25 protein-coding genes are annotated in these 26,376 nt (G+C 64.5%); 15 read left to right on the forward strand and 10 right to left on the reverse strand.

Translation table 11 applies throughout. The annotated features are described in order from the left end of the window. Window positions 1–127: 127 nt before the first annotated feature. The 13 genes from QME24_RS04645 (at window position 128) to ureG (ending at window position 13,892) form a co-directional block, all read left to right on the forward strand. The gene (locus QME24_RS04645) at window positions 128–1,516 is read left to right on the forward strand and encodes a hypothetical protein (protein WP_192439973.1); all 1,389 of its coding nucleotides are present in this window, start codon (window positions 128–130) and stop codon (window positions 1,514–1,516) included. After that, window positions 1,516–2,877 (forward strand): aminotransferase class I/II-fold pyridoxal phosphate-dependent enzyme, encoded by a 1,362-nt coding sequence (locus tag QME24_RS04650; RefSeq protein WP_054904292.1) that lies wholly within the window; start codon window positions 1,516–1,518, stop codon window positions 2,875–2,877. The genes QME24_RS04645 and QME24_RS04650 overlap by 1 nt, the downstream gene beginning before the upstream one ends. Before the next feature lie 125 nt (window positions 2,878–3,002). Further along, window positions 3,003–4,652: a VRR-NUC domain-containing protein gene (locus QME24_RS04655; RefSeq protein WP_054912295.1), complete on the forward strand. Its 1,650-nt coding sequence runs from the start codon at window positions 3,003–3,005 to the stop codon at window positions 4,650–4,652. Continuing rightward, the gene (locus QME24_RS04660) at window positions 4,649–6,916 is read left to right on the forward strand and encodes an ATP-dependent DNA helicase (RefSeq protein ID WP_182336391.1); all 2,268 of its coding nucleotides are present in this window, start codon (window positions 4,649–4,651) and stop codon (window positions 6,914–6,916) included. Before QME24_RS04655 ends, QME24_RS04660 begins: the two co-directional genes overlap by 4 nt. 242 nt (window positions 6,917–7,158) lie before the next feature. Further along, window positions 7,159–8,073, forward strand: a complete 915-nt coding sequence (locus QME24_RS04665) for a tyrosine-type recombinase/integrase (RefSeq protein ID WP_054904367.1) — start codon at window positions 7,159–7,161, stop codon at window positions 8,071–8,073. 255 nt (window positions 8,074–8,328) lie between these two features. Next, entirely contained in the window at window positions 8,329–9,162 is an 834-nt protein-coding gene (locus QME24_RS04670; RefSeq protein WP_054904368.1) for an urease accessory protein UreD, read from the forward strand. A gap of 9 nt (window positions 9,163–9,171) precedes the next feature. Beyond that, window positions 9,172–9,474: an urease subunit gamma gene (locus tag QME24_RS04675; RefSeq protein WP_009685463.1), complete on the forward strand. Its 303-nt coding sequence runs from the start codon at window positions 9,172–9,174 to the stop codon at window positions 9,472–9,474. A 19-nt stretch (window positions 9,475–9,493) separates the two neighbouring features. After that, entirely contained in the window at window positions 9,494–9,811 is a 318-nt protein-coding gene (locus QME24_RS04680; protein ID WP_009685462.1) for an urease subunit beta, read from the forward strand. Next, entirely contained in the window at window positions 9,808–11,511 is a 1,704-nt protein-coding gene (gene ureC / locus QME24_RS04685) for an urease subunit alpha (protein WP_009685461.1), read from the forward strand. The genes QME24_RS04680 and ureC overlap by 4 nt, the downstream gene beginning before the upstream one ends. A gap of 10 nt (window positions 11,512–11,521) precedes the next feature. Beyond that, complete coding sequence (gene ureE / locus QME24_RS04690) at window positions 11,522–12,019, forward strand: urease accessory protein UreE (protein ID WP_029884816.1); 498 nt, start codon at window positions 11,522–11,524, stop codon at window positions 12,017–12,019. 18 nt (window positions 12,020–12,037) lie between these two features. Next, on the forward strand, window positions 12,038–12,583 hold the full coding sequence (locus tag QME24_RS04695) for a HupE/UreJ family protein (RefSeq protein WP_009685459.1): 546 nt from the start codon (window positions 12,038–12,040) through the stop codon (window positions 12,581–12,583). After that, window positions 12,583–13,257: an urease accessory UreF family protein gene (locus QME24_RS04700; protein WP_009685458.1), complete on the forward strand. Its 675-nt coding sequence runs from the start codon at window positions 12,583–12,585 to the stop codon at window positions 13,255–13,257. Before QME24_RS04695 ends, QME24_RS04700 begins: the two co-directional genes overlap by 1 nt. Before the next feature lie 11 nt (window positions 13,258–13,268). After that, complete coding sequence (gene ureG, locus QME24_RS04705; protein WP_009685457.1) at window positions 13,269–13,892, forward strand: urease accessory protein UreG; 624 nt, start codon at window positions 13,269–13,271, stop codon at window positions 13,890–13,892. Window positions 13,893–13,946: 54 nt separating this feature from the next. Here the strand turns inward: ureG and QME24_RS04710 are convergent, their stop codons facing one another. The 10 genes from QME24_RS04710 to mcpP all read right to left on the reverse strand — a co-directional run bounded on the left by QME24_RS04710 (window position 13,947) and on the right by mcpP (window position 24,824). Beyond that, window positions 13,947–16,148, reverse strand: coding sequence for a sulfatase-like hydrolase/transferase (locus QME24_RS04710; RefSeq protein ID WP_232892168.1), 2,202 nt, complete (start codon window positions 16,146–16,148; stop codon window positions 13,947–13,949). 136 nt (window positions 16,149–16,284) lie between these two features. Beyond that, window positions 16,285–17,565, reverse strand: coding sequence for a hypothetical protein (locus QME24_RS04715; protein WP_029884820.1), 1,281 nt, complete (start codon window positions 17,563–17,565; stop codon window positions 16,285–16,287). 46 nt (window positions 17,566–17,611) lie between these two features. Further along, window positions 17,612–18,364 (reverse strand): hypothetical protein, encoded by a 753-nt coding sequence (locus QME24_RS04720; RefSeq protein WP_054904373.1) that lies wholly within the window; start codon window positions 18,362–18,364, stop codon window positions 17,612–17,614. Between the two features lie 45 nt (window positions 18,365–18,409). Continuing rightward, window positions 18,410–19,090: a C39 family peptidase gene (locus QME24_RS04725; RefSeq protein ID WP_009685453.1), complete on the reverse strand. Its 681-nt coding sequence runs from the start codon at window positions 19,088–19,090 to the stop codon at window positions 18,410–18,412. Between the two features lie 61 nt (window positions 19,091–19,151). Beyond that, window positions 19,152–20,600, reverse strand: coding sequence for a hypothetical protein (locus QME24_RS04730; protein ID WP_054904374.1), 1,449 nt, complete (start codon window positions 20,598–20,600; stop codon window positions 19,152–19,154). A 50-nt stretch (window positions 20,601–20,650) separates the two neighbouring features. Then, on the reverse strand, window positions 20,651–21,229 hold the full coding sequence (locus QME24_RS04735) for a hypothetical protein (protein ID WP_054904375.1): 579 nt from the start codon (window positions 21,227–21,229) through the stop codon (window positions 20,651–20,653). Window position 21,230: 1 nt separating this feature from the next. Then, a complete protein-coding gene (locus QME24_RS04740; protein WP_280091524.1) occupies window positions 21,231–21,638 on the reverse strand; it encodes a hypothetical protein in 408 nt (135 codons plus the stop codon). Between the two features lie 332 nt (window positions 21,639–21,970). Continuing rightward, window positions 21,971–22,540: an AAA family ATPase gene (locus tag QME24_RS04745; protein ID WP_054904377.1), complete on the reverse strand. Its 570-nt coding sequence runs from the start codon at window positions 22,538–22,540 to the stop codon at window positions 21,971–21,973. Beyond that, entirely contained in the window at window positions 22,537–23,103 is a 567-nt protein-coding gene (gene pnuC, locus QME24_RS04750) for a nicotinamide riboside transporter PnuC (protein WP_029884823.1), read from the reverse strand. The genes QME24_RS04745 and pnuC overlap by 4 nt, the downstream gene beginning before the upstream one ends. An 86-nt stretch (window positions 23,104–23,189) precedes the next feature. Beyond that, window positions 23,190–24,824: a methyl-accepting chemotaxis protein McpP gene (gene mcpP / locus QME24_RS04755; protein ID WP_192439976.1), complete on the reverse strand. Its 1,635-nt coding sequence runs from the start codon at window positions 24,822–24,824 to the stop codon at window positions 23,190–23,192. Window positions 24,825–25,122: 298 nt separating this feature from the next. On the opposite strand from mcpP, the gene QME24_RS04760 reads away from it, so the two are divergent. Together QME24_RS04760 and QME24_RS04765 are read left to right on the forward strand one after the other, a co-directional pair. Further along, on the forward strand, window positions 25,123–25,953 hold the full coding sequence (locus QME24_RS04760; RefSeq protein WP_054904406.1) for an undecaprenyl-diphosphate phosphatase: 831 nt from the start codon (window positions 25,123–25,125) through the stop codon (window positions 25,951–25,953). Beyond that, window positions 25,946–26,359: a DUF1294 domain-containing protein gene (locus QME24_RS04765; protein ID WP_054904379.1), complete on the forward strand. Its 414-nt coding sequence runs from the start codon at window positions 25,946–25,948 to the stop codon at window positions 26,357–26,359. Before QME24_RS04760 ends, QME24_RS04765 begins: the two co-directional genes overlap by 8 nt. The last annotated feature ends 17 nt before the right edge of the window (window positions 26,360–26,376 follow it).

Below are 26,376 nucleotides of genomic sequence, written 5' to 3' on the forward strand. Positions count from 1 at the left end.
GGCGACAGTGAAGGCTCACGTCACTTTATTCAATTGTAGGAAGTTTCTTCTGTAAAAGCCTGGCGCAGAGTAAGCCTGAACAACTTGCTTGGTCGTGCGCCGGCGACTTGAAGTGGTGAGGTGATCCGTGACTGCTATTCACGACCAGGCAATGCATTATATCTACCAGCAAGTACTCGAACGCTTGCTCGCCCATATGTCACAGGCGCAACGGGCCTCCTTGCAGTTGTTGATACAACGTTTATTGGTAGCCGCAGGCGGGCCTGAATATATCGGCACCTTTCGCCTGCAGGTATTGCAAGGCAGTGACCGCCAGGGTGCGCGGCTGCTGGCGATGTTGCGTGCTGCGCAGCTGAGCATCGCCATGCGTGCACCGGTTACTTTTCAACTGCGCGTGCTGGTGGTGAGCTTGCCGGTGGCCGGCAGCCCTACGCTGCAAGGGCTCGATCGAGGCTTCAGTGCGCTGTTCATGCAGGATGACCCGCGGGTGCAACTGCAAATGATCGAGGGGCGCGAAGTGGTGCCGTTCAGTTGCCGCCCCCGTGTGGCGTCCGAGCGCTGGTTGCCGACCAGGGAAGCGCTGCTGATGTTTGGCCACCTGATCGATGCCAGGCCAGAAGCGTTGCTGGGTAGCCGCCTGCACCTGGAACTGGCGGCGGCCGTAAGCTTCGCGCTGCAGGCTCAGGCGCCCGCCGACGCAATGGTCACCGCCTTGCCCGCAGGGCAGCGCCGCCGGTACCTGGCGTGGGCGCTGCGTAGCCAGCGCCTGGCGGGGCAACGTGGCCCTTACCTGGCGCATCATTGCCTGTCGACGCTGGCCGAGGGCCTGGCGCGCTTGCAAGGGGCCACGGGGCTGGCGCCCGGCAACCCGGCGGATCAGCCTGCGGGGGCCGCGCTCAAGGGGGGGCCGGTGCGGCTGATAGCCATTGATGACCTGCTGCCGCCGTTGCTGGGCGGGCAGCAGTTGGATGCCATGCTGGGCTGGCACTTCGCGGCGGCCGAGACGGGCTGCTCGCCGTTGGCCGCGTTCGTCGACCCACTGGCCTTGGCCCAGTTGCAGGAACTGCGGGCCCACAGCCTGGAGCCTCAAGCCACCCGGCCGGCCTTGAGGCTGGCGGGGGCGCCGGGCGACAGCAAGCCTGCCGACGAACCTGTGCTGCAGTTTGGCAAGGCCTATGGCCTCAGCCAGGCCCAACTGGAATGCCTGCTGTGCAAACCGTTCGCCAGGCAGGGCAAGAACCTCGAGCGTTTTCTGCGCGCTCGCCATGCCGACATGCTGGTGGCGCTGCCTTACCTGCACCGGGCCATGCAAGGCAAACCTTGCCCCGCGGCGGTCAAAGCCTGGCTGGTGAACACCAGTGGGCTATCACTGGCGCAACTGCGGGCAGTCTACGGCGGTAAGATGCCGCTACCTGCGTGGCGCCTGCTCAGTGCGTTGGCGCGCCGCGACGCGCACTTGCGGCTGTTGCCGCGCCACGCCGCCGAACGGCGGCACAGCCCCATGAGGCAACCTTGATGGCGCGAACAGCGGCCGGCGAGTTCGCTTATAGGCGGGTCTACCGCTACCTGGAAGCGTTGATTGGTCAGGCGACGGCTGGTGGTCCGAACCGGCTGCCGTCCTTGCGTGAGCTGTCGCGGCGGCTGCGGGTATCGCTGGCAACGGTGCAGAGCGCCTACAGCCTGCTGGAGGAGGAGGGTCGCGTGCACTGCCTGCCACGCTCGGGCTATTTCGTTCGCCTGGCTGACCTGCAGCAAGGTGGCATGCCCCGGCAGGCGCCCCAGCTCGCACAACCGTTGCTGGAGCGCGCCTTGTTCACCCACGAGCGGCGCCTGGCCCGCCAGCGCGAGCGCGGCGCTGGCCCTTGGGAAGTGCAGGGCAGTGCGCGCCTGCGCGACGCGCTGGCGGAGCGTTACACCCGTTGCTCGCGCCAGTACTGGCGGGCCGATGACGTTCAGTTGGCCCCGGATGTTCCGGCGTTGCTGGAAACGCTGCTTGCAGCGCTGGCCCTGCAAAGGGGCACCACGGTGCTGGTACAGTCGCCCTGTTGCGGGCACGTGCTGCGTGCTTTGGCGCGCGCTGGCATGCGGGTGTTGGAGGTGCCACCCGATCCACGTGGCAACCCGGACCTGCAGGCCGTGGCCAGGCTGTTGGGCTGCGAGCCGGTCCGCCTGCTGGTGATGCCGTCCTGCCTTGGCCTGCCGCAAGGGCGGCTGGTCTCCCTGCATTACCAGCAGCAGCTTGGCCTGCTGTTGAGCCAGCACAGCGTATGGCTGCTGGAGAACGACCTGGACAGCGAGCTTTGCTACAGTGGCCCACCCGTGACCCGCCTGCGCGATTGGGTCGATCCGCGCAGGTTGATGATTATGGGGGCGTTCGAGGCTGCAGTAGGGCCCGAAGCGCCGTATGCCTACGTACTGAGCCTGGATACCGCCCTGGCCAAGGCGTTCTGCGAGCGGGCGTTCCGCCTTGCGCCGCTGCGGCTGCTGGCGCTGGCCCACCTGTTGGCCAAGGGTGATATCGAAGCGCAACTGGTGGCGTTGCGCAGCAACCTGCAGCAGCGCACGCAAAACCTCGCCTGCGCGCTGACCGCGCAGTTTGCCCAGCGGGTGGTGCTGGAGCCCCCGCAAGGCGGGCGCATGCTGTGGGTGCGCTTCGAGCAGCCGCTGGCCTGGGATGCCATTGCCAAGGCCTTGGCAGGTTGCGCATTGCATGCATTGCCGGGGGAACAGTTCAGCTTGCACGGCCGCTACCGGCAGCACCTGGCGCTGATGTGGCTGGGCGACTGCCCAGGCGACCTGCAACAAGCCGTGCAGCGCCTGGCCCAGGCCCTGGAACTTCGCCGCAGGCGGGTGCGGCGGTTCCCCGCTGAATCATAGGGCACTGCATGCCCAAGGGCGCGATCGCGGCGGTTCTTGCAGGGGCGAGCTGACCCACGGCTCTTGCCAGGCCCCTGGGTCTGTATGTATAACCAGTGCCTTGTTCCCGCTACCTGACCCAGCCCGTGATTGCCCACTCCGTCGACGACCCGTTCTATTACCTGCACAACTTCCGCCAGGTACTGCTGTGGGTCGAACAGCGCTACCAGGACCTGCTCGATGAACAGGAACTGGCGTTCATCCATGCCTTCGGCCAACTGAGCGCGCCAGCCCAGGCCTTGATGGTGCGCATGGTGATGCGCAAGGGCGAACTGTTTCGCAGCGACCGCCTCGTCTATGAGGAAATAGGCGACACCGAACTCGCCCTGCAGCCACTCAAGGCCCTGGGCTGGGTCCGCGAGCCCGAGCAACTGCACTTGGAGCAACTGTTCGCCTTGCTGCGCAAAGACGAACTGGCGTGCTGTTTCGCCGCCCAATTGAGCCGCCCGCGTGCTGCCAAGCATGACTTGCTGGCCCAGCTGCAGCCGCTGCAACTGGCCGCCCGGTCTCTGGCCGAGTGGTACCCGGGCAGTGAGTTGCGCATCTTGCAGTGGTGCCTGCAACCGCTCTGCGACCGCATGCGGCTGCTGTTCTTCGGCAACCTCTACCAGGACTGGTCAGAGTTCGTGCTTGCCGACCTGGGGCTGCTGCGCTACGAGCAGGTGCCCTTCAGCGCCGATTCGCGTGCCCTGCAGCAACGCGCCGATATCGACCTGGCCATGGTGCTGCATGAGTGTGCCGAGCGCCTGGAGCAGGGCGAACACCCTCAGTCGGTAATCACGGCAATACAGCACCTGCACTGCGACAACCCTTGGCTGGCCCGGCGCCGTGCGCGGTTGCAGTTCGCCCTGGGCCAGCAATGCGAGCGCCTGGGTGACTGGGACCAGGCCATGGCGGTTTATGCGCAGTGCAGCCATGCCCAGGCGCGTATTCGCCAGGTGCGGGTGCTGGAGCGCAGCGAACGTTGGCCGCAGGCCCATGCCCTGGCGTTGCAACTGGCAGCGGCACCGGCCAATGCACTGGAGGTCCAGGCGCTGGAACGTATGCTGCCGCGCCTGGCGCGCAAGCTCGGTGGCCCGCCACAGCGCCGCCAGCGCGTGGCGCCGCTGGCACTGATCGAACTGGAATTGCCCCGCGAGCACGCCGCGCTAGGCGTTGAAGAGGCCGTGCGCCAGCACCTGGCCGCCGAGGGCGGGCAAGCCCACTATGTGGAGAACACGCTGTTCAACAGCCTGTTTGGCCTGCTGTGCTGGGAGGCGATCTTCGCCCCTGTGCCTGGCGCGTTCTTCAACCCGTTCCAGGCCGCGCCGCAAGACCTGCACGACAGCGACTTCCAGCAGCGCCGCAGTGCCCTGTTCGAGCAATGCCTGGCGCGGCTCGACGATGGTAGCCACCACCAGGCGATCCTGGATTGCTATGCAGCCAAACACGGGCTGCAGTCACCGTTCGTGTTCTGGTCGATGCTCAGCGAGGCGCTGCTGCAGCAGGCCCTGGCCTGCCTGCCGGCTGCGCAGTTGAAGCACTGCTTCGTGCGCCTGCTGCAGGACATTCGCAGCAACCGTGCGGGCATGCCCGACCTTATCCAGTTCTGGCCCGAGCAGGGGCGTTATCGCATGGTCGAGGTCAAAGGCCCCGGTGACCGCCTGCAGGACAACCAGCTGCGCTGGCTGGCATTCTGCCAGGAGCACGGCCTGCCCGTCGCGGTCTGCCATGTGCGTTGGAGTGACGCCGCTTGAGCTACAGCGTGGCGGTGCGTGCCTTGTGCGAGTTCAGTGCCAAGGTCGGCGACCTCGACCTGCGCTTCACGCCGTCGCCCACCGCCCAGGAGGGCATCGAGGGCCACCAGCGGGTAGTGGCCCGGCGTGCGGCCGGCTACGAGTCGGAAATTACCCTGGAGGGCCAGTTTGAAGGCCTTCGGGTGCGGGGGCGTGCCGACGGGTACGACCCTGCCTGCAATCGGCTGGAAGAGATCAAGACTCACCGTGGCGACCTGGCCCGGCAACCGGCCAACCACCGCCAGCTGCACTGGGCGCAGGCCAAGGTGTACGGCTGGCTGATGTGCCAGGCCCGGCAACTGGCGAGCATCGAGGTGGCTTTGGTGTACCTGGACGTCGACAGCGATAGCCAGACCCTGTTCAGTGAGCACTGCACGGCCGCTGAGTTGCAGGCATTCTTCCAGGTCCAGTGCCAGCGCTTTCTGGGCTGGGCCCAGTTCCAGCAGCAGCGCCTTGCCGAACGTGACCACGGCCTTCAGGCGCTGCGCTTTCCCTACCCAGCGTTCCGCCAAGGCCAACGGCAACTGGCAGAAACCCTGTACAAGGCGGTGAGCACTGGCCGTTGCCTGATGGCCCAGGCCAGCACCGGCATCGGCAAAACCCTGGGTACCTTGTTTCCGTTGCTCAAAGCCATGGTGCCCCAGCAACTGGACAAACTGTTCTTCCTCACGGCCAAGACCCCGGGCCGTGCGCTGGCGCTGGATGCCATGCGGCAGATCACCACGGGCGATAATCAGCCCGGGCTACGCACCCTGGAACTGATCGCTCGCGACAAAGCCTGCGAGTACCCGGACAAAGCCTGCCATGGCGAGTCCTGCCCGCTGGCGGCCGGCTTCTACGACCGCTTGCCGGCCGCGCGCACGGCCGCTGCGGCCGTGCCGATGCTGGACCGTACCCAGCTGCGCGAAGTGGCCTTGGCGCATCAGGTGTGCCCGTACTACCTGGGCCAGGAGATGGCCCGCTGGGCCGACGTTCTGGTTGCCGATTACAACTATTACTTCGACGCCCACGCCTTGCTGTTCGGGCTGACACAGCTCAACCAGTGGCGGGTCGCGGTTCTGGTCGACGAGGCTCACAACCTGGTCGAGCGCGGGCGGGGCATGTACAGCGCCAGCCTCGATCAGGGGCAGTTGCTGGCGTTGCGCCAAAGCAAACCCCATGGGCTGGGCAGTGCGCTGGACCGCCTAAACCGCCAGTGGAACGCCCTGTATAAAGAGCAACGGGCACCGTACCAGGCCAGCGAAGCGCTGCCGCATGACCTTTTGCGCGCCCTGCAGCAGTGTATCGGGCTGATCCAGGAGCAGATGAACCAGGCGCCCACGCACATCGACCCGCAGGTGCTGCAGTTCTTCTACCAGGCCTTGCAGTTCAGCCGGGTAGCCGAACTGTTCGACGAGCATTTCCTGTTCGATATCAGCCAGCGCCAAGGGCCGCGCAAGCGCCGGCTGGCGACCTTGTGCCTGCGCAACGTCACCCCGGCACGGCTGCTGGCACCGCGCATGCGCGCGGCGCGCAGTGTCACCCTGTTCTCTGCCACGCTGAGCCCGCGGCAGTTCTACAGCGACCTGCTGGGCATGCCGGCCGATACGGCGTGGCTGGAAGTGGCAGCGCCGTTTCGTGCCGAACAACTGCAGGTGCGCATTGCCAGCCAGGTGTCTACCCGGTACCAGCAGCGCCAGGCTTCGCTGGCGCCGATCGTCGAGTTGATTGCCCGGCAGTATGAGCGCCAGCCGGGTAATTACCTGGCGTTCTTCAGCAGTTTCGAGTACCTGCAGCAGGTCGCCGGGCTGCTGGCCGAGCGCCACGCGCAGATCCCATTGTGGGCCCAGGCCCCGGGCATGGACGAGGCGGCCCGGCAGGCGTTCCTCGACCGCTTTGTCGCCGACGGCCAAGGCATCGGCTTTGCCGTGCTGGGTGGTGCGTTCGGTGAAGGGGTGGACTTGCCCGGCACCCGCCTGATCGGCGCCTTCGTCGCCACGCTCGGGCTGCCCCAGGTCAACCCGGTGAACGAGCAGTTCAAGCAGCGCCTGGGTCGGCAATTTGGCGCGGGTTTCGATTATGCCTATCTCTACCCCGGGGTGCGCAAAGTGATCCAGGCAGCGGGGAGGGTGATCCGGGGGGACCAGGACCGTGGCGTACTGGTATTGATCGATGAGCGTTTCGCCGAGCCGAGGGTGCAGCAGATGTTCCCGGGCTGGTGGCCGCAAGGTGAGCAGTGTACCTGACCGCTGCGTTCAGCACCTGGCACTGCGCAGGCAGGCCCAAGGTCGTTCAGGGGGCTCGATTGGGGTAAGATCACCTTCCATGCCTGATACAAAGTCCTTGTATATCAAGGTGATGGCACTGTCTTGGGCCAGAATGGCCCGACCGTTAGTTTGTCATGCAGACTCGCCGGCACGCCGTTTTGATCTGCTCCAGCGTCGGCCCGCTGTGCTGCCGGCCAACGCCCCGCTACAGGATTCACGTTTTGTCCGACCTCTCGAAAAATCCGCTGCTGCAGTACATGGCCCGCCTGGCCCCATCCAGCCAGCAAACCATGCGCTACATCCTTCAGGACGCCGCCGACCGCTTGGGGTTCGTCGACTGCAATATCGTCGACGTTCTCTGGCATCGGCTCGAGCCCGGCCATGTGATCGCCCTGGTGGCCGCCCTGCGGGCCGATGGTTACGCGCCGAACAGCTCTTCGCTGTACGTCAACGCCATCCGCGGGGTGATGAACGAGGCCTGGCGCCAGGGCCTGATCGACCACGAGCAGTTGCTACGCATCCGCGAGGTCAAGCCGGCAACCGGCACCCGCCTGCCGCCCGGGCGCAACCTGCGGCGTAGCCTGATTCGCGAACTGATGGACGTGTGCGCTGCCGACCCGCGGCCGCAAGGGGTGCGCGACGCGGCGATCATTGCCTTGCTGTATGGCACAGGCATGCGCAAGTCGGAATCGGTCGACATCGACCTTGCCCAGGTTGACTTCGCCGCGCGCAGCCTGCAAGTGGTGGGCAAGGGCAACCACCAGTTGATCAAGTACGCGCCGCCCTGGGCGTTCGAGAAGCTGCAGGCGTGGCTCGACCTGCGTCGCCAGGCCCTGCCGGCCGGTGCCGAAGATGACCCGTTCCTGTTCAACCGCATCCGCCGCGGCAACCACATCACCCGGGCGCGTATCACCAAGCATGCCATCTACTACATCGCCCGCCAGCGCGGCGCGCAGGTGGGGGTCAAGATCATGCCGCACGACTTCCGCCGCGCGTTCATCACCCGGGTGATCGAGGAGCACGACCTGTCGATTGCGCAAAAGCTGGCACACCATGCCAACATCCAGACCACGGCGATCTACGACCGGCGTGACGACAACGAACGCCGCCGTGCGGTAGACCGTTTCGACTACTGAGCGCCGACCAGCGTAGGCCTCGCCAGCACCGAAACAGGGCCTGGGCACGCCCCCGCTTTGTGCGGCCCCCGCGGCGGTGCCCGATGGCGGAGCGAGCGGTAAAAATAATTCATCTGCCTTCACCTGCGGAGTTGGCCCGCAACCTGCTATATCCAGCCTGCGAATTTGATCGAGTGGTCAGGCCGTGCGCACTAACCGGCGCCCGCCGCTGACCCTCTTACCGGCCAGAAGGCCACGAATTTTAGGGGCCGCAGGATGTCGCTCGCGGAGCAGATCGAACACCACCAAGACGATGCAGGCTGGAGCGCCCACCTGCAATTGCGCTTTGTCCAGCGTGCGGGCACGACCCGCCTTGGTGCATGGAAACATTTCGGACCTCTTTTGGTGCAGCGCCCGTTCTACCCGGAAGGTGCACCCTGCCATGTGTATGTTCTGCACCCGCCGGGTGGCATCGTTGCCGGCGATCGCCTGGAGCTCGACATTCAGCTGGAAGCTGGCAGCCACGCCCTGCTGACCATGCCCGGTGCCAGCAAGTTTTACCGCAGCATCGGCCCGACCGCACGGCTGACCCAGCGCTTCCACCTGGCCGCTGGCAGCACCCTGGAATGGTTGCCCCAGGACAGCATTTTCTTCTCCGGTGCCCGTGCCAGGCTCGCCAGCCACTTCATCCTTGAGCCCGGCGCCCGGTTGCTGGCCTGGGAAACGCTGTGCCTGGGCCGCCCGGTGATGCTCGAACGGTTCGACCAGGGTGCCCTCGACAGCCTGTTGCACATCACCCTGGCCGGCGAAACGGGCCTGCATGAGCGCCTGCGTATCGAAGGCGGCCAGCTGGGCAAGCTCGGTGGCCACCCACTGCTAGCCACCTTCTGTGCCGCGCCGGCCGATCAGGCATTGCTGGAGCAGGTAAGGCCCATGCTCGATGAGCTGGGCACCCCTGCCGGCGCGACGCTGCTCGGTTCGCTGCTGGTGATCCGCCTGCTCGACCATGACAACCAACATTTGCAACGCACCCTGCAACGCCTGTGGCATGTGCTGCGCCCGGCCGTTCTCGGCCTGCCTGCCTGCCCGCCACGTATCTGGGCCACCTGAGAGAGCGCCATGGAGCTGACCCCAAGAGAGAAAGACAAACTGCTGCTGTTCACTGCCGCCTTGTTGGCAGAACGGCGCCTGGCCCGTGGCCTGAAACTCAACTACCCGGAGGCCGTAGCGCTGATCAGCGCCGCCGTGCTGGAAGGGGCCCGAGATGGGCGCACCGTCGCTGAGCTGATGAGCATGGGCCGCGAGGTGTTGAGCCGTGACCAGGTCATGCCTGGCATCGCCGAGATGCTTCACGACGTACAGGTCGAAGCGACTTTTCCGGATGGCACCAAGTTGGTGACCGTGCATGACCCGATCGTCTGAACCTGCCGAGGAACGCCGCATGATCCCAGGTGAAATCCAGGTCGCCGCTGGCGACATCGAATTGAACAGTGGCCGCGCCACGGTCAGTGTCAGCGTAGCCAACCATGGCGACCGCCCGGTGCAGGTCGGCTCGCATTACCACTTCTACGAAGTCAACGAGGCGCTGGTGTTCGAGCGCGGGCCAACCCTGGGCTTTCGCCTGGATATCCCGGCCGGCACTGCCGTGCGCTTCGAGCCGGGCCAGGCCCGTACCGTGCAACTGGTGGCCTACGCTGGCAAGCGCGAAGTCTACGGCTTTCAGGGCAAGGTGATGGGCGCACTGGAGGGCAGGGCATGAGCCGAATTTCCCGCCAGGCCTATGCCGACATGTTCGGCCCTACCGTGGGTGACCGTGTGCGCTTGGCCGACACGGCATTGTGGGTCGAAGTAGAGAAGGACTACACCGTTTACGGCGAAGAAGTGAAGTTCGGCGGCGGCAAGGTCATCCGCGATGGCATGGGGCAGGGCCAGATGCTGGCCGCCGAGGCCATGGACCTGGTGTTGACCAACGCGTTGATCATCGACCACTGGGGTATCGTCAAGGCCGATATCGGCATCAAGCACGGGCGTATTGCCGTGATCGGCAAGGCCGGCAACCCCGACGTGCAACCAGGCGTCAACATACCCGTAGGGCCAGGCACCGAAGTGATCGCCGCCGAGGGCAAGATCGTCACTGCCGGGGGGGTCGACTCGCACATCCATTTCATCTGCCCGCAGCAGGTGGACGAGGCGCTCAACAGCGGTGTAACCACCTTCATCGGTGGCGGCACTGGCCCGGCTACCGGAACCAACGCCACCACCTGCACCCCGGGCCCGTGGTACCTGGCGCGCATGCTGCAGGCTGCCGACAGCCTGCCGATCAACATCGGTTTGCTGGGCAAGGGCAACGCCTCGCGCCCTGAGGCGTTGCGCGAGCAGATCGCTGCCGGGGCGGTCGGGCTCAAGCTGCACGAGGACTGGGGCTCGACACCGGCGGCCATCGACTGTTGCCTGGGCGTAGCCGAAGAAATGGATATCCAGGTGGCGATCCATACCGACACACTCAACGAATCCGGCTGTATCGAAGACACGCTGGCGGCGATCGGTGACCGCACCATCCACACCTTCCACACCGAAGGTGCCGGTGGCGGCCATGCCCCCGACATCATCCGTGCGGCCGGGCAGGCCAACGTGCTGCCGTCCTCGACCAACCCGACACTGCCGTACACCATCAACACGGTGGACGAGCACCTGGACATGCTCATGGTCTGCCACCACCTGGACCCAAGCATTGCCGAGGACGTGGCGTTTGCCGAGTCGCGCATCCGCCGTGAAACCATCGCTGCCGAAGACATCCTCCACGACATGGGCGCTTTCGCCATGACCTCGTCCGACTCCCAGGCCATGGGCCGGGTGGGCGAGGTGGTGCTGCGCACCTGGCAGGTGGCGCACCAGATGAAGCTGCGCCGTGGCCCACTGGCACCGGATACCCACTACAGCGACAACTTCCGGGTCAAGCGCTACATCGCCAAATACACCATCAACCCGGCGCTCACCCATGGCATCGGCCACGAGGTGGGCTCGGTCGAAGTGGGCAAGCTGGCAGACCTGGTGCTGTGGTCGCCGGCATTTTTCGCGGTCAAGCCCGCCTTGGTACTGAAGGGCGGCATGATCGTCACCGCGCCCATGGGCGATATCAACGGGTCCATCCCTACGCCCCAGCCGGTGCATTACCGCCCAATGTTCGGCGCGTTGGGCGCAGCCCGCCATGCCACGCGCATGACCTTCCTGCCCAAGGCCGCCATGGACCGTGGCCTGGTCGAGCAATTGAACCTGCGCAGCCTGATCGGCGTGGTGGACGGGTGCCGCCGGGTGCGCAAGCCGGACATGGTCCACAACACCCTGCAACCGCTGATCGAGGTCGACGCGCAAACCTACCAGGTGCGTGCTGATGGCGAGCTGCTGGTCTGCGAACCGGCCAGTGAACTGCCGCTGGCCCAGCGCTATTTCCTGTTCTGAAGGAGCACCGATGATTGTCTTGACCCAGCGGATTACCGAACCCGGCGCACGTGCTGTCACGGGTACCGTCACCCTCGATGTGGACAGCCGCATCAAGAGCCGCCTGCGGGTGACGCTGGACGATGGTCGGGAAGCCGGCCTGATGCTGGAGCGTGGCCACCTGCTGCGTGGCGGCGAGCTGTTGGCCGATGCCGAGGGCACCCAGCTGATCCGCGTGCTGGCAGCGCCAGAGGCGGTGTCCACCGTGCGCTGTGCCGACCCGCACCTGCTGGCGCGCGCGGCCTACCACCTGGGCAACCGCCATGTCCCGCTGCAGATCGAGCCCGGCCTGTTGCGCTTCCAGCACGACCATGTGCTGGACGAGATGCTGCGTGGCCTGGGCCTGACTGTCGAGGCCGAGCAGGCCCCGTTCGAGCCCGAAGCGGGTGCCTACCAAAGTGCGCCACACAGCCACAGCCACGCTCACGGCCACGATCACCCGTTCGTGCGCTTGCCTGCCCATTCCTGAACTGCCCTGGAGCAACCGATGAAAAAGACTTTCGCCCTGTTTCTGCTGATGCTGGCCGTGCCGGCTTTCGCCCACCCCGGGCATGACAGCAACCCCTTGCATGACGGCCTTCTGCACCCGCTGACCGGGCTCGACCACCTGCTGATGCTGCTGGGCACCGGCGTACTGGCGGCGCTGACCCGGCGCAACCTGACCTTGCCACTGGCGACCCTGGCCGCGATGTTCGGCGGGGCGGTATGTGGGCATCTGTTCGGGGACGTGCTGGGCATGGAAACGCTGATCGCTGTGTCGCTGCTGGTGGCCGCAGGTGCCGTGCTGCTGCCTGGCCGGCAACAACTGCTGGCCTTGGCGATGCCGGTGTTCGCGCTGTTCCATGGCTGGGCGCATGGCGTCGAGGCCACGCCAAGCGCGTTCTGGCAGTTCAGCGCCGGCTTTGTCACGGTCAGCGGGCTGTTGCTGGCCGCCGGCTTTGCGGTCGGTTGCCTGCTGCGCCGCCATGCTGGCCTGCAAAAAGCTTTCGGCGGTGGCCTGCTGGCCGGCGCCGCGCTGGTACTAGCCGGCTGATGAACAGCGATCTGGCGTTGCTGCGCCTGCTGCAACTGGCCAGCCCAGGCCTGCCGGTAGGTGGCTTCACCTATTCACAGGGCCTGGAGTGGGCCGTGGAGGCGGGCTGGGTAAGGGATGTGCACGGGTTCACTGCGTGGCAGCGTGAGCAGTTGCACGACACCCTGGTCGGCCTGGACTGGCCGGTGCTCGCCCGCTTGTACCAGGCCTGCCAGGCCGAGGATGCGCAAGCCTTTGCTCATTGGAGCCGCTTTTTGCTGGCCAACCGTGAAACCGCCGAGTTGCGCCTGGAAGAACAGCAGCGCGGGGCGGCCCTGGCACGGCTACTCGACGGCTGGCAGCTGGGCCAGGCGCCGGCGTGGCGTACCAGCCTCGAGCTGACCCAGTTGGGCGGCATGGCCTGGTTGGCTGTGCACTGGGCCATCCCCTTGCGCCAACTGGCCCTGGGGCATGGCTTTGCCTGGCTGGAGGGCGCGGTCATGGCCGGTGTCAAGTTGGTGCCGTTCGGCCAGCAGGCGGCCCAGACCCTGCTGCGTGACCTGGCCACCGATTTGCCCGCAGCCATCGACCAGGCCCTGACCCTGGGTGACGACCAGCTCGGGGGTGGCCTGCCGTTGCTGGCCATTGCCTCATCGCGTCACGAAACCCAATACACCCGTTTGTTCCGTTCCTGAGGACTGCCTGCATGCATAGCTATCAACAACCCCTGCGCGTCGGTGTCGGCGGCCCGGTCGGCTCCGGCAAGACCGCACTGCTCGAAGCCCTGTGCAAAGCCATGCGCGATCACTACCAGATTGCCGTGGTCACCAACGACATCTACACCAAGGAAGACCAGCGCATCCTCACCGAAGCCGGCGCGCTGGAGCCGGAGCGCATCGTCGGGGTGGAAACCGGCGGCTGCCCGCACACGGCGATTCGCGAAGACGCCTCCATGAACCTGGCGGCGGTCGAGGCGCTGGCGCGCAAGTTCGGCAACCTCGAAGTCATTTTCGTGGAAAGCGGCGGTGACAACCTCAGCGCCACATTCAGCCCGGAGCTGGCCGACCTGACCATCTACGTGATCGACGTAGCCGAGGGCGAGAAGATTCCGCGCAAGGGTGGCCCGGGCATCACCAAGTCCGACTTCCTGGTGATCAACAAGACCGACCTGGCACCGTATGTGGGGGCTTCGCTGGAGGTGATGGAGCGCGATACCCAGCGCATGCGCCCACAGCGCCCATGGACCTTCAGCAACCTGAAGAAAGGTGAGGGGCTGCAGGCAGTGATCGATTTCATTGTCGAACGCGGAATGCTGGGTGTGCGCGGTTAAACCGCCGCGCACACCGGCGTAGGCGGTGCCACGCACCGCAGAGCTGTCGCCTGTTCAGCCAGAATGGGCGATAGGCTCGTCACCCAGTTCCTCGGCTGCCTCTTCATCGCCAGGCAGCGCGGTTATCACGCTGAAGTCGCTGACTTCCACCTGGCCGCCGCCATAACCCAGCAAGTGGAAGGAAAACGCCTTGCGATCGGTCGGGTTGTCGAAGCGGAAGTCCATCTCTAGTGGCTGATCGGTGGTGACTTGCACCTCGGCAGGCAGACCCAGCGGTACGTCCTGTTCCAGTTGCTTGGCCTTGAGCTGGATATAGGCCACGTGCCTTGGGTCCAGCGACCGGACCTTGATGCGTACCCGGGTACGCGAGCCCCCTGGCATTTCCAGGTATTGGGCACCGATCAGGTTGTCGGCCCAATCATCCTGAATGTGCTTGCGCAGCCTGATCGGCGCAGGGCCGCCAAACTGGTAGCGCAGGTTCAGCGGCGTCTGCAGCAGCGACTGGTCGAGCACGCCGGCCAGGGCACCGATCTGCTGCCCGAGCAGGTTATCGCCGCTGCCAAGGTAGCGGGCCTGCCCGGCGATGAAGCCCTCACTGGCGTAACGCCGGCACCGTTGTTGAAAATCGCACTCGGTAAACACCCCTTGGCCGTTGTGGTAGCGCAGCATGCCGTTGGTGTAGGCGATCATTTCGCGGCCGGTGTCGTAGTCGCGGTACAGCGAGCGACCGCCCAGGGCCATGGGGATCGGCAGCGAGAAGTAGTCGAGCAGTGAAGCGGCAAGGTCGATGTGGCCATAAGTCCCTTGCTTGAGCCGTGGCAATTGGGCCTGCTCCGGGGCCAGGGTCAGGTTGAAGCCCCAGGAGGACGCCAGGCGCACGCCGTCGATGCCATGCGACTCGTCGGAGGTCAGCACCACCAGCGTGTCCTTGAGTACCCCCTGGCGTTCGAGGCTGTCGAGGAACGCCGCAACCGCGTCGTCCAGGTAGGCCACTGCCGCCTGTTTCGGCGTGTCGAACCGTTCGAGGTACTCCGCCGGCGCGGAATAGGGCTGGTGGGTACCGACGGTCAGCAACGTGAGCATCCAGGGTTTGTCCTGCTGCTGCAAATGGCCCACGTAGCTCAATGCGCCCTCGAAGAACGCGCGGTCGTCCTTGCCCCAGGGGAAGTCCAGGTAGTTCTTGTTGGCAAACCACTCCAAGCCATGTACAGCCTCGAAACCGACATGCGGCATGATGCGGTCCTTGGCCATGAAGCGCAGGCCCGCACCTTGGAGGTAATGGGTGGTGAACCCGGCCTGGCGCAACTGCGCCGGCAGGCAGGCCTGGTTACGTTCGTTCTGGGTCAGCAGCTCAACCCCCTTGGGGGTGCCGTTGGCCAGCTTGTCATAGTCGCCACACAGCATGGCGTACAGCCCACGAATGGTCTGGTGGGTGTGCAGTACGTAGTCCGGGGTATTCATGCCGCGCTCGGCCCACCTGCTGAGCTTGGGCATGAGCTCTTCGTCGAAGGGGCTGTTCAACGCCTGACGGTTGGGCCGCAGGTAAGCGCCGGGGATGCCTTCGAGGGTGATCACCAGCAAATTGCGCGCACGGCCCGGGCCGTCCAGCAGGCGTTGCCCGTGCAGGTCGGATTGCGTCAGGCCGGTGCTGGGCAGGGGGGTGAAGGGCATGGAAGTGCCCAGCCACTCATCGGCCTGGCGCTGTACCTGGCCCACCCCGGCAGACAGCAACTGATGGCCCAGGTTGTATTGCCGCCATTGGTCGGCATCGGAAGGGGCCAGTTGCTGGCTGCCCCAGTGGGCGCCGAACAGCACGACCGGGATGGCCCAGGCCTTGCGCGGCAGCGCCAGGCCGCGCTGCGCGCGGCAGCGCCAGGCGAGAACCAGCCAGGCCAGCAGGCCGCCGCCCATCAGCCAGGGCAGCCAGGCATGGGCCAGGCCGCCGCCGGTGGAGTTTTCCATGAACTGCGGGTCGGCCAGGTAGGCCAGGTCGGCGCTGGTGGGCAAGCGGCCCACCGCGCTGACCAGTTCGGCCGAGGCGACCCACAGGGCCGCCCAGGCCAGCAACACCGGCAGTGCCAGCCACCACGGGCGGCGCTGCAGCAGTAACAGCAGCAGGCTGCCAAGGGCGAGGTCTGACAGGTAACCCAGTGGGTTGGACCAACCCAGCATGGCGCGCGCACCCAGTGGGATCACCAACAGCAGGCCTGCCAGAGCGGCAAGCCGGGCCTGTGGGTGGTCGGACAGGTTCTTCACAAAAACTTCCCTTTTGCCATTGAATCGTCATGAAACTGTGCTGAATGATAACAGGCGGGCGGGCGGGAAGGCGGGCGCTACAAGGGTGGTTACCAAAAGCCGGGCCCGTAGTCGCGGGCCCGGCTGATGGCATAGGTCAGAAGTAGTAGGGGAATTTCAGGCTGAAGGAAAAGTCCGGGGCGTCGTCGGTCAGGCCAATGGACAAGTTGGGCACGATGGTGAGGTTGTTGCTGGCGGCGAAGGTCAGGCCGATGTTGAAGTTGGCGGCGTTGTAGTCACTGTTGGAAATCGACTGCCAGTCACCGCCATCCGGTTTGATCTTGCTCTTGCGGGCAAACTGGTCCGACACCGAGAACGACATGCTCATCTTTTCGTTGAGCGCGAACGCGATGCCCCCGCCGATTTGCCAGGAGTCGCCAAGCTTGACGTCGCCCGGCACCTTGCTGTTGACCTGCGGGCTGATGTCGCTGAACGAGTCCTGCATGTTGTAGGTGTAGGACAGGCTGCCGAACAGCACGGCCGGGTCAAAGGTCTTGACCAGCGAGATGCCTGGGGTGATCGACCACACGCCGTTGCCCGTCGGCAGGCTGTCCGGTACCGCCAGGTTGTTGTTGCCGTCCACCTCGCGCAGCTTGATGCCATAGGGGTCCTTGCCGGTCGGGGCCTTGACCCGCAGGGTGGCCACGGCATCCGGCCAGGTTTCGTCTTCGTCGAGGAACTTGTAGGCCACGCCAACGTTGATATCGCCGATTTCCGGGTCACGCGTGACGGTGGCATCGGAGGTGGCCGCGCCCGAGCCGCCGGCACCGCCGGACGAGTAGGTGGATTCGCGGTACACCACCGGCACGTTGATGTCGAACTGCCAACGTTGCGCCAGGTTGTAGCGCGCGGTCATGTCCAAGGTCCAGTTGTCGGCCTTGATGCGGTCGAGGTTGATGCTGCCCAGGAAAATCGAGTCCAGCGCCAGGAACCCGTTGAGGGTCAGTGCACGGGTGTCGTAGTGGGTATAGGTCAGGCCGGTCTCGAAGCTGAACTTGCCGCCACCGAAGAAGCCGCTGGCCTCGTCATACAGGTTGGACACGCTCTGCGCCGGCTCCGAGTCGGCAGCCAGGGCCTGGCCATAGGAACTGCCGGTGGTGCCAGGGGCGCCGGACGCTACCGTCTGGCCACCCTTCACGCCTTCGGCAGGCGACTTGACCAGGCGTTTGGGTGGGGCCGCCGCCGGGGCTTCTTCAACCTGCCGCACGCGTTGTTCCAGCACCATCAACGCTTGCTGCTGGGCCTCATACCGGCGCTTGAGTTCGGTCAGTTCCTGCTTCAGTGCCTCGACCTGCGGGTCGGCAGCGGCATACAGCAATGTGGCCGGAGCCAGGGTAGTCAGACAAACAAAAGCCTTGAGCGTAAAAGATCGGTGCATGGAGTTGCCGTCCCTTCCAACTACTTTTGATGAGACTGAGCGTAGATCAGTATCCGAAAGTGCGAAGGCCTTTAAGCTGATCAAGGCTGCCATTGAGCGAAGCCGCTGTCGGCATGCTCTCGCGCATGACCACGTTGAGGGAGGTGACATTGCTGACCAGGTTGCCGTTGCCCAGCAGCGTGGTGTTCTGCATCAGGCCGCCCTGGGCCAGGCGTTGCATGCTGCTGCCCTGGTTGTTGCTGGCGTTGATGTTCAGCTGCACGCCCACGCCGCTGGCCGATACGCTCAGCGAACCGGCGCCGTTTTCTGCGTTCAGCGTCTGGCCTGCGGCCAGCGCCTGGCCCTGCTGTTGCACCACCGGTGCCTGGTTGGCCTTGGTGACGTTGATGTCGACGTTGTTGTATGCGCCGTTGTTATCACCGGCGGCGCGCACTACCTGGGTGACGCCCTCGCTGGTGGCCAGCCCGGCACCGCCGGTCACGCTGCCGGTCCCGGACGCAGCGGCCGCCCCAGCCGCGCTGCCGGTGCCTTTTTCATTGATCGTCGACACGTAGAATTGTGGCTTGATTGTCGACGCTTGCACCTGCAGGCTGCTGCTGGCGCCAATCACGTCGCCTTTGGCATTTTGCCAGGTGCTGCTCATGACGATGCCGAAGCTCACGATGCGCCCCGGCATCACGTAACGACCACGCAAAGTTGCCAGTTCCTGGTCCTTCAGTTCGATGGGTTTGAACGTTTCTGCATGAACCGGCAGGCTGGCAGCCAGGCAGGCCAATGCCAGCAGGAAGGGGTTGTTCATGGCGGGCTCCCGGGAGCGTCATGCTCCTTATCATTGGACGTATCGTTAGAAGAAGTCGCTTTTGATGAAGCCAAAGTCCAGCAGCTCTGCGTCCTGCACCGGGGTGAAGTTGTTCACTCGACCCTTGGCGGTCAGCGGCAGAGGCGGGTCGAGCAAGACATTGTTCTTGTCATAACCCTGGCCGATCACGGCGAAGATGATGCCGTTCCAGCCCTTGAGGAAGTCGTCTACCTTGTAGCGCCTGTGGCCCAGCACTGGGTCACCGACATACACCCAGCCCTTGTCGACTTTCTGCATGACCACGAAGTGCTTGTAGCCACGCACATCCATCAACACCACCACCGGAATGCGCACGCTGTGCAGGGTATCGGGCGCTACACGGTAGCCGCGGGCACGCATGCCCAGGCTTTCCACGTAGCGCTTCATGTCGAGCATCGAAAAGCCCTGGGTGCGCACCAGGTCCTGGTCGGCGTGGGCCAGCATGCCTTCGATGATCTGGTGTTCGTCCACATCCAGCCAGTAGGCCTGGCGCAGGATGGTCGCCAGGGCAGCAGCACCGCAGCTGAAGTCGGTTTTCTGTTGCACCAGGTCGGCGAACTTGCGCTCGCGCACGCTTTGCAGGGGTTTGAACACCACGGCGCCGCCCGGCAATACCGCCAGCGGCATTTGTGCAGCTTCGCTCACGCTGGCCAGGCACAGTAAAAACGCCAAGGCGATAATGCGCATGATCGGATGCCTTCTTGTTCTGTTGAAGAAAGGCCCCCCGAAGGGGGCCTTGATTGCAGCGTTAGAACGAGGTGTTGGAGATGGCCAGCGAGTTGCTCTGCTGGTTGCCTACACCGGCGGCCACGTTCACGCCCAGGTTACCGCTGCCACCGTTGACCGAACCGCTAAGGGTTGCAGTGTTGGTAACAGGGTTGGCCCAGCCGGTCGGGGTCAGCACTTGGAAGGACACGGTATTGCTCAAGTCGTAAGCACTGCTTTCGCTGTAGCTCTTGGCGACGTCGTTGGAGGACTGATGCGATTGCTCGCCAGACTTGGAGAAGTCAGAGGCGGAAGCATTTTCGTACGAGGACTCATGAGACTTGGTGTACGAAGAATCGCGCGACTTGTCGTAGGAGGACTGGTGCGACTTGTCGTAGTTCGAGTCGAATGCCTTCTCGAAGGACGAGTCATAGGCACTTTCGTGCGACTTGTCGATCGAGGCGTTCAGCGAGGCGTTCAGCGAACCATCGAAGCTGCTGGTGCGCGAGCGTTCGCGGCGGCCGTCGTCGGTGGTGACCGTGCGGGTCGCGTCGGCTGCTGCAGCCAGGCTGGCGTTCAGGCTGGCACTGCTGGACGAGCTGTTGGAACCGCTGGCCGAACCGCTCATGCCCCAGCTGTTGGAACCGCTGGCGCTGGCACTGTTGGAGCCACTGGCATTGGCGCTGCTCGAACCACTGGAGTTCCAGCCGCTGGAGCCGCTGTTGCTGGCGCTTTGCGAGCCGGCCACGCTGAAGCTCGACGACGCGCTGCGGTCGTCGCTCGAGTTGAAGGTGCCATCACGCGAGCTCGAGCCGCTGGCCGAAGTGGTGAAGGTCAGCGTGTCTACCCGGTAGGTGCGGTCGGCGCTGTTGTTCACCGTCAGGCCTGGGCCGGACTGGTTGGCGGAGGCGGTCGCCGTGGCGTTGCCCAATGGAGCGCCGGTGTTGGCGATGGCCATGGTGTTTTTCTGCTGGTTGAGGTCGCCACCGGCCACGTTGATGCCGATGTTGCCTTCAGCCCCGCTGGCCGAGCCGCTCATCAGCGCCGACGATTGCGTCGAGTAGTTGTCTACCCGGTTGCTGCGGCTGGTTTGCACCACGTCGGCCGTGGCGTTGGCCATGCCGAACACGAAGCTGTTGTCCAGGCTCGATTCGGAGCCGGCGTTGGCGATGGCTGCAGCGTTGTCCTGCTGGTTGCCATTACCGGCCGCGACGTTGATGCCGACGTTGCCGCTGGAGCCGGTGCCCGAGTCGCTCATCTCGGCTTCGTTGATGGTGCCTTGGTTGGTGATGCGGTTGTTGGTACTGGTTTGAGTGTCCCAGGCATTGGCGGTTGCATACACCGGGATCTTGGTGGCAGGAGGCGTGTGCTGGCCATTGTTGTTGCCATTATGGTAGTCACCGCGCCGGTCGTTTTGCCCAGCTTGTACAGCAACAGCCATGACCGCAGCAATTGCGAAAACCAGAGGCTTGATTGCCATCGAGGGTTTCATGGTGATTCTCCGTACTCTAGTAGGTTAAGTGTCGTTCTTAACTGAAAGGGTCAGTCCGCGACCCGGATGCTCAAGGTGTTGGCCATGCGGTTTCCCACCCCGGCACTCTGGTTCAACTGGATCACCCCACGGCTACCGGTGAAGGCCTGGTCACTGGTGGTGACCTGGCGATAGCCGGCTGGGATATCCGTTGCTCCGGAGTTGTTGAGCAGCGTCACGTTCTGTTGCATGAGGACGCTGTCGTCGATGCTTTGCGGTTGTGCGCCAATGCTGATGCGCATGGCATTGGCTTGCTGGGTGTTGGCGCCTGCGCTCTGGTTCACCCCCAGGGCGCCGCTGGCATTACTGAAAGCGTTGCCCTGAATGGTCGCGCGGGCGTCCATCCTCGGGTCGGCGGGGGTGTTGAGCTGTTGGCGGATCTGGGTACTGGCGTTGGCCTCGGGGCCAACGGCGATGGCGCGGGCATTGGCCTGCTGCTGCTGGTCCCCGGCGGCCTGGTTGACGCTGAGGTTGCCTTGGTAGCGGCTGCCGGAACTGTCGATGTCAGCGTTGTTGATGACCGGAACGGGGGACTGGGCGAAGGCGGGCGCACTGCACACCGCAGCCAGCATCAGCAGCATGTACTTCATCTCACTTGCCCCCGCCGGTCAGGATTTGCAGCGGCGCCAGGCCACGTTGCACGCTGGAGTTGACCATGTTGGCGATGCCGTTACCGGAACCACCGGTACCGCGGCCGCCGGCCAGGTTGGGCAACTGGTTCTGGTTGCCGAGGTTGCCGCCCAGGTTGTTGGTCTGCTGGGTGATCATGTTGCTGATGCCAGCGCCGCTGCTGATGGCGGCGAAGTCGCCGTCGCTCAGCTCGTTGGTCTGCTTGAGCACATAGGCAGAGGGGTTGGCGTTGACCGTGGTCGGATTGGGATCGGGCCGCAGGGGGGGCACGGTTGCGTTGCGCACCTGCACGTCACGGGTGATGGTGATGATCCCCTTGTCGGCCTGCGCCGTCAGGCTCAGTGACCCCAGTACGCAGCCCATCAGCATGGCGTGATAAAGGTGGTTGGCTGGTTTCCTCACGACGGCACTTCCTTCTTTGAACACTGGGCCTGATCAGCGATGCGAAGGACAGAGCAGAAGGTGTGCCGCTTTTTGAATTGGTATGAAAATCAGGCGCTTGGCGATGACAGCTGAGACGTAGGTGGGGTGTGGTGTTTCAGCCGTGAAACAGTTGCACACCGGCATGGCCGGGCGGGCCTGCTGTGGCGTCGCTTGAAGGGAGATTTCGCAGCGGTGTTTCACCCGCTTGACACTCACCCTGCTAGTGGGAGCAGCCGCCTGGTTTCGGGGGTTGTACCGCAGGGGGCTGTGTCAGTGGCTTAACACTCGGCACGGCAGGCTGGCTTATCGCTATCAAGGAGCCTAGCCACCGCTTCCAGGGCCAACAACTGGCGCTGTGGCCAACTCCCTTCAATTATCTGGTGGGGCTGGCCATGCTGCTGCAACCAGGCCCGGCTGTCTTCGAAAAAGCGTTGCCGATCGCGCACGTCCGGCTGGCTGCGCTGGCCGTCGGCGACCCATTCCACGCCTTGTGGGCTTAGCAAAAGGTGCAGGTCGTAATGCCGGGCGAGCAGGGCCTGTTCCAGCCAGGCTGGGCAGTCGCCGAACAGGGCATGGCTCCAGAGCATGTTGCTGAGCAGGTGGGTGTCGAGGATCAGCAAGGGGGGCGCCTGCTCGCGGGCCTGGTCTTCCCATGCCAGTTGGCCACGGGCAATGCTGGGGATATCGGCGTAGCAGGTATCGCGGCGCTCCTGCTCGATGAAGTGACGCACGTATTCGGCCACCACCAAACCGCCAAAATGCGCCTGGATCACCCCGCTGAGCCAGCTTTTGCCGCTGGACTCGGGGCCGCACAGCACCAGTACTTTCGTCGCCTGCACCGTGCTCATGGCTGCACCAATGCCGGGTCTCGCCGCCATTCCAGCCAGCCGCGTACGGCTATGAGGGTCAAAACGGCGAACAAGCCTGCCGTGAAATACAGCTGCTGGTGCAGGTACAGGCCGACATACAGGGTGTCGACCACCACCCAGAGGGCCCAGCATTGCAGGCGCTTCTGCGCCATCCACAGTTGTGCCACCAAGCTGAAGCCGGTCAGGGTTGCGTCCAGCCACGGCATGGCGGCGTCGGTCCAGTGGGCCATGGCCGCGCCCAGGGCGGCACTCAGCAGCACCCCGACGGCCAGGCCGGCAAATAGCGCCGGGCCTTGCAAGCGCGAGACCTGGCGGGCGTCTTCAGCGCGGTCGGGGCGTTGCCATTGCCACCAGCCGTACAGTTGCAGGAGGGCGTAGGCCAGTTGCAGCAACATGCCCGAATACAGCTTCACCTCATAGAACAGCCAGCCATAGATAAGCACCATGACCAGGCCGATCGGCCAGCACCAGGCGTTCTGCTTGACCGTGAGCCAGACAGCGATGACGCCGAGGACGGCGGCGATGAGTTCAAGGCCGGACATCGGCGATCCTTGGAGGCTGCGGGGAAGGGGCGCGATTGTAGCTGTTCGGCGGGCGAAGGTGTAGCCGCGCCCGCCGGCAGCCCGTACTACACGCGGAACTGGCGCAGTAACTGCTCCAGTTCTTCGCTCAACTGGCCCAAGGCCACCCCCGCATCGCTGGACTGGCGCGCCGCATCGGCGGTTTGCTGGGACAGCCCGGCAGTGTCCAGTACGTTGCGGTTGATCTCTTCGACCACATGCGCCTGCTGCAGGGTGGCACTGGCAATGGACGCATTCAAGGCGGTGAGGTTGTTCAGCGCCTGGTTGATGGCGTCCAGGCTGGCGCCGGCCTCGCGGGCCTGTTCGACGGTCTGGCGCGAGGCCTCGCTGCTGGTGTCGATTGCCCGCACAGCGGCGTCCGACTGGCTTTGCAGGTGCTCGATCATGGTATGGATCTCGGCCGTGGACTGCGCGGTGCGCTGTGCCAGCAGGCGCACCTCGTCGGCGACCACGGCAAAGCCGCGGCCTTGCTCCCCGGCCCGGGCCGCCTCGATGGCGGCGTTCAGCGCCAGCAGGTTGGTTTGCTCGGCAATCGAACGGATCACGTCGAGCACGCCGCCGATGCGCGTGCTGTGCGCGGCCAGGTCGCGGATCACTTGCACAGCCTGGTCGATGGTCAGGGACAGCCGGTCGATCTGCGCCAGGCTGCCGTGGATGGCTTGCTGGCCCTGCGTGACCTGCAGTTGGGCGCTGTGCATTTCCCCGGCAGCCTGCTCGGCCGTCTTGGCCACGTCCTGCACGGCGTAGGTCACTTCGTTCACGGCGGTAGCCACCTGGTCCATCTGCAACGACTGCTGGGCACTGCGCTGCTCGGCGGCCCCGGCATTGTCACCCACGTGCCCGGCCGACTGGGCCAGCGCATGGGCGGCCCCTTGCAATTGGCCGACCACGCCCTGCAGCTTGCCATTGAAGCGGTTGAAGTGTTCACCAAGGCGGGTGATTTCGTCGCGACCATGGGTGTCCAGGCGCCGGGTCAGGTCACTTTCACCACTGGCGATGTTGCCCATGGCCTGCACCGCTTCCTGAAGGGGGCGGGCAATGCTGCGGGCGATCAGCATCACCACCAGCGCCATCAGCAGGGCAATGCCCAGGCCAACCAGCGAGGCATCGCGCAACTGGCGGGCGAATTCGGCCTGCACGTCATCGACGTACACGCCCGACCCGATGATCCAGCCCCATGGCTTGAACAGTTGTATGTAGGAGGTCTTGGCCACCGGCTCGCTCGCCCCGGGCTTGGGCCAGCGGTAGTTGACCGGGCCCGCGTCGTGCTGGCGCGCCAGGGCGACCATCTCATTGAACACGGCAAAGCCGTCGGGGTCGCGGATGGCTGACAGGTCCTGGCCGTCGAGCTTGGGGTTGGTCGGATGCATGATCATCTTCGGCCCCAGGTCGTTGATCCAGAAATAATCGTCGTGGTCGTAGCGCAGCCCCCGGACAACTTGCAGCGCTTGCTGCTGGGCGGCTTCACGGCTTAGCGTGCCGGCTGCCTCCAGCCCTTGGTAATAGGCCAGTACCCCTGCAGCGGTTTCCACCACATGGCGGGTCTTTTCGGCCTTGGCCTGGTACAGGTCGCCGTGGATCTGGCGCAGCATCAGCAGCCCCAGCACCACCAGCATGGCCACCGCCACCACCAGGATCAGCCACAGGCGTTGGCTGATCGACATTGATCTCAAAGTGTTCATCCAGCCGCTCCCCCATTGTTCTTTTTATTCAGCTGCATCCAAGCACGGTTTGCAGCCATGCCCCACTCGACTAATGGCTAAGTGCTATCTTTGTCACAGTCTGCAGAAGGTTGCGTAACGGATTTGCAAAGGTGCTCTGACAGGATTTCGGCCGCGCAAGATGAAACCTTTAGCCGCCGTGAACTTTTCCACTGGCGCTGGTCCCAACAGTCGCTGTAAAAAGCCGGTCCGCGTGCGGCAATCGTCAATAGATCAAGAACAAGGAGCCTGCTGCGAGCAGCGCTCCACCGGGGGAATGATGGATTTTTGGACTGCCTTCCAGGCAATCATCTTGGGCGTAGTAGAGGGGCTGACGGAGTTCCTGCCGATTTCCAGTACCGGCCACCAGATCATCGTCGCCGACGTGATCGGTTTTGGCGGTGAACGGGCCATGGCTTTCAACATCATCATCCAGCTGGCTGCGATCCTGGCCGTGATGTGGGAGTTTCGCAGCAGGATCTGCGAAGTGGTTTTCGGCTTGCGCAGCCAACCCAAGGCACGGCGCTTTACCGGTAACCTGTTGTTGGCATTCCTGCCTGCGGTTGTACTGGGCGTACTGTTCGCCGACCTGATCCACGAGTACCTGTTCAACCCGGTCACCGTGGCGGCAGCGCTGGTGGTGGGTGGGGTGATCATGTTGTGGGCCGAGCGGCGCACGCATCGGGTAGAAGTTGACCATGTCGACGACATGCGTTGGAGCCATGCGCTGAAAATAGGCTTCGTGCAGTGCCTGGCGATGATCCCCGGCACATCGCGTTCGGGCTCGACCATCATCGGCGGGCTGCTGTTCGGTCTGTCGCGCAAAGCGGCCACCGAGTTCTCGTTCTTTCTCGCCATGCCGACCATGGTCGGCGCGGCCGTGTATTCGGGCTACAAGTACCGCCACCTGTTCCAGCCGGAAGACTTGCCGGTGTTCGCCATCGGTTTCGTCACGTCGTTCATTTTCGCCATGATCGCCGTGCGTGCGCTGCTCAAGTTCATTGCCAACCACAGCTATGCCGCGTTTGCCTGGTATCGCATCGTGTTCGGCCTGTTCATCCTGGCTACCTGGCAGTTCGGCTGGGTCAACTGGACCTCGGTTCATGGCTGAGCTGCGGCGTGCCGCGCCGCTGGACGGGGTACGCAACCTGCGCCTGAAACTGCTGGTGCTGGCCGTGTTGTGCGTGCTGCCAGGGCTAGGCGCGGCTCGCATGGCCTGGCTCGACCAGGCCTGGTGGCCATTGGCGCTGTACCCGGCGATGAGCCTGGTCAGCGTCATGCTGTACTGGCAGGACAAACACCAGGCACGTCAGCAGGCCTGGCGCACGCCCGAGAAAGTGCTGCATGCCAGCGAGCTGCTGGGTGGCTGGCCGGGTGCGTTGCTGGCGCAGCAGCTGTTCCGGCATAAGACACGCAAGTTTTCGTACCAGCTGCTGTTCTGGGCGATTGTGCTGTTGCACCAGGTGTTCTGGGCCGACTGGCTGTTTTTCGATGGGCGCTTTCTGCCTTTAGGGTGAAGTGCGGCACCGAAGCG

The organism is Pseudomonas sp. PARCl1 (assembly GCF_947311875.1).
Lineage (GTDB): Bacteria > Pseudomonadota > Gammaproteobacteria > Pseudomonadales > Pseudomonadaceae > Aquipseudomonas > Aquipseudomonas juntendi.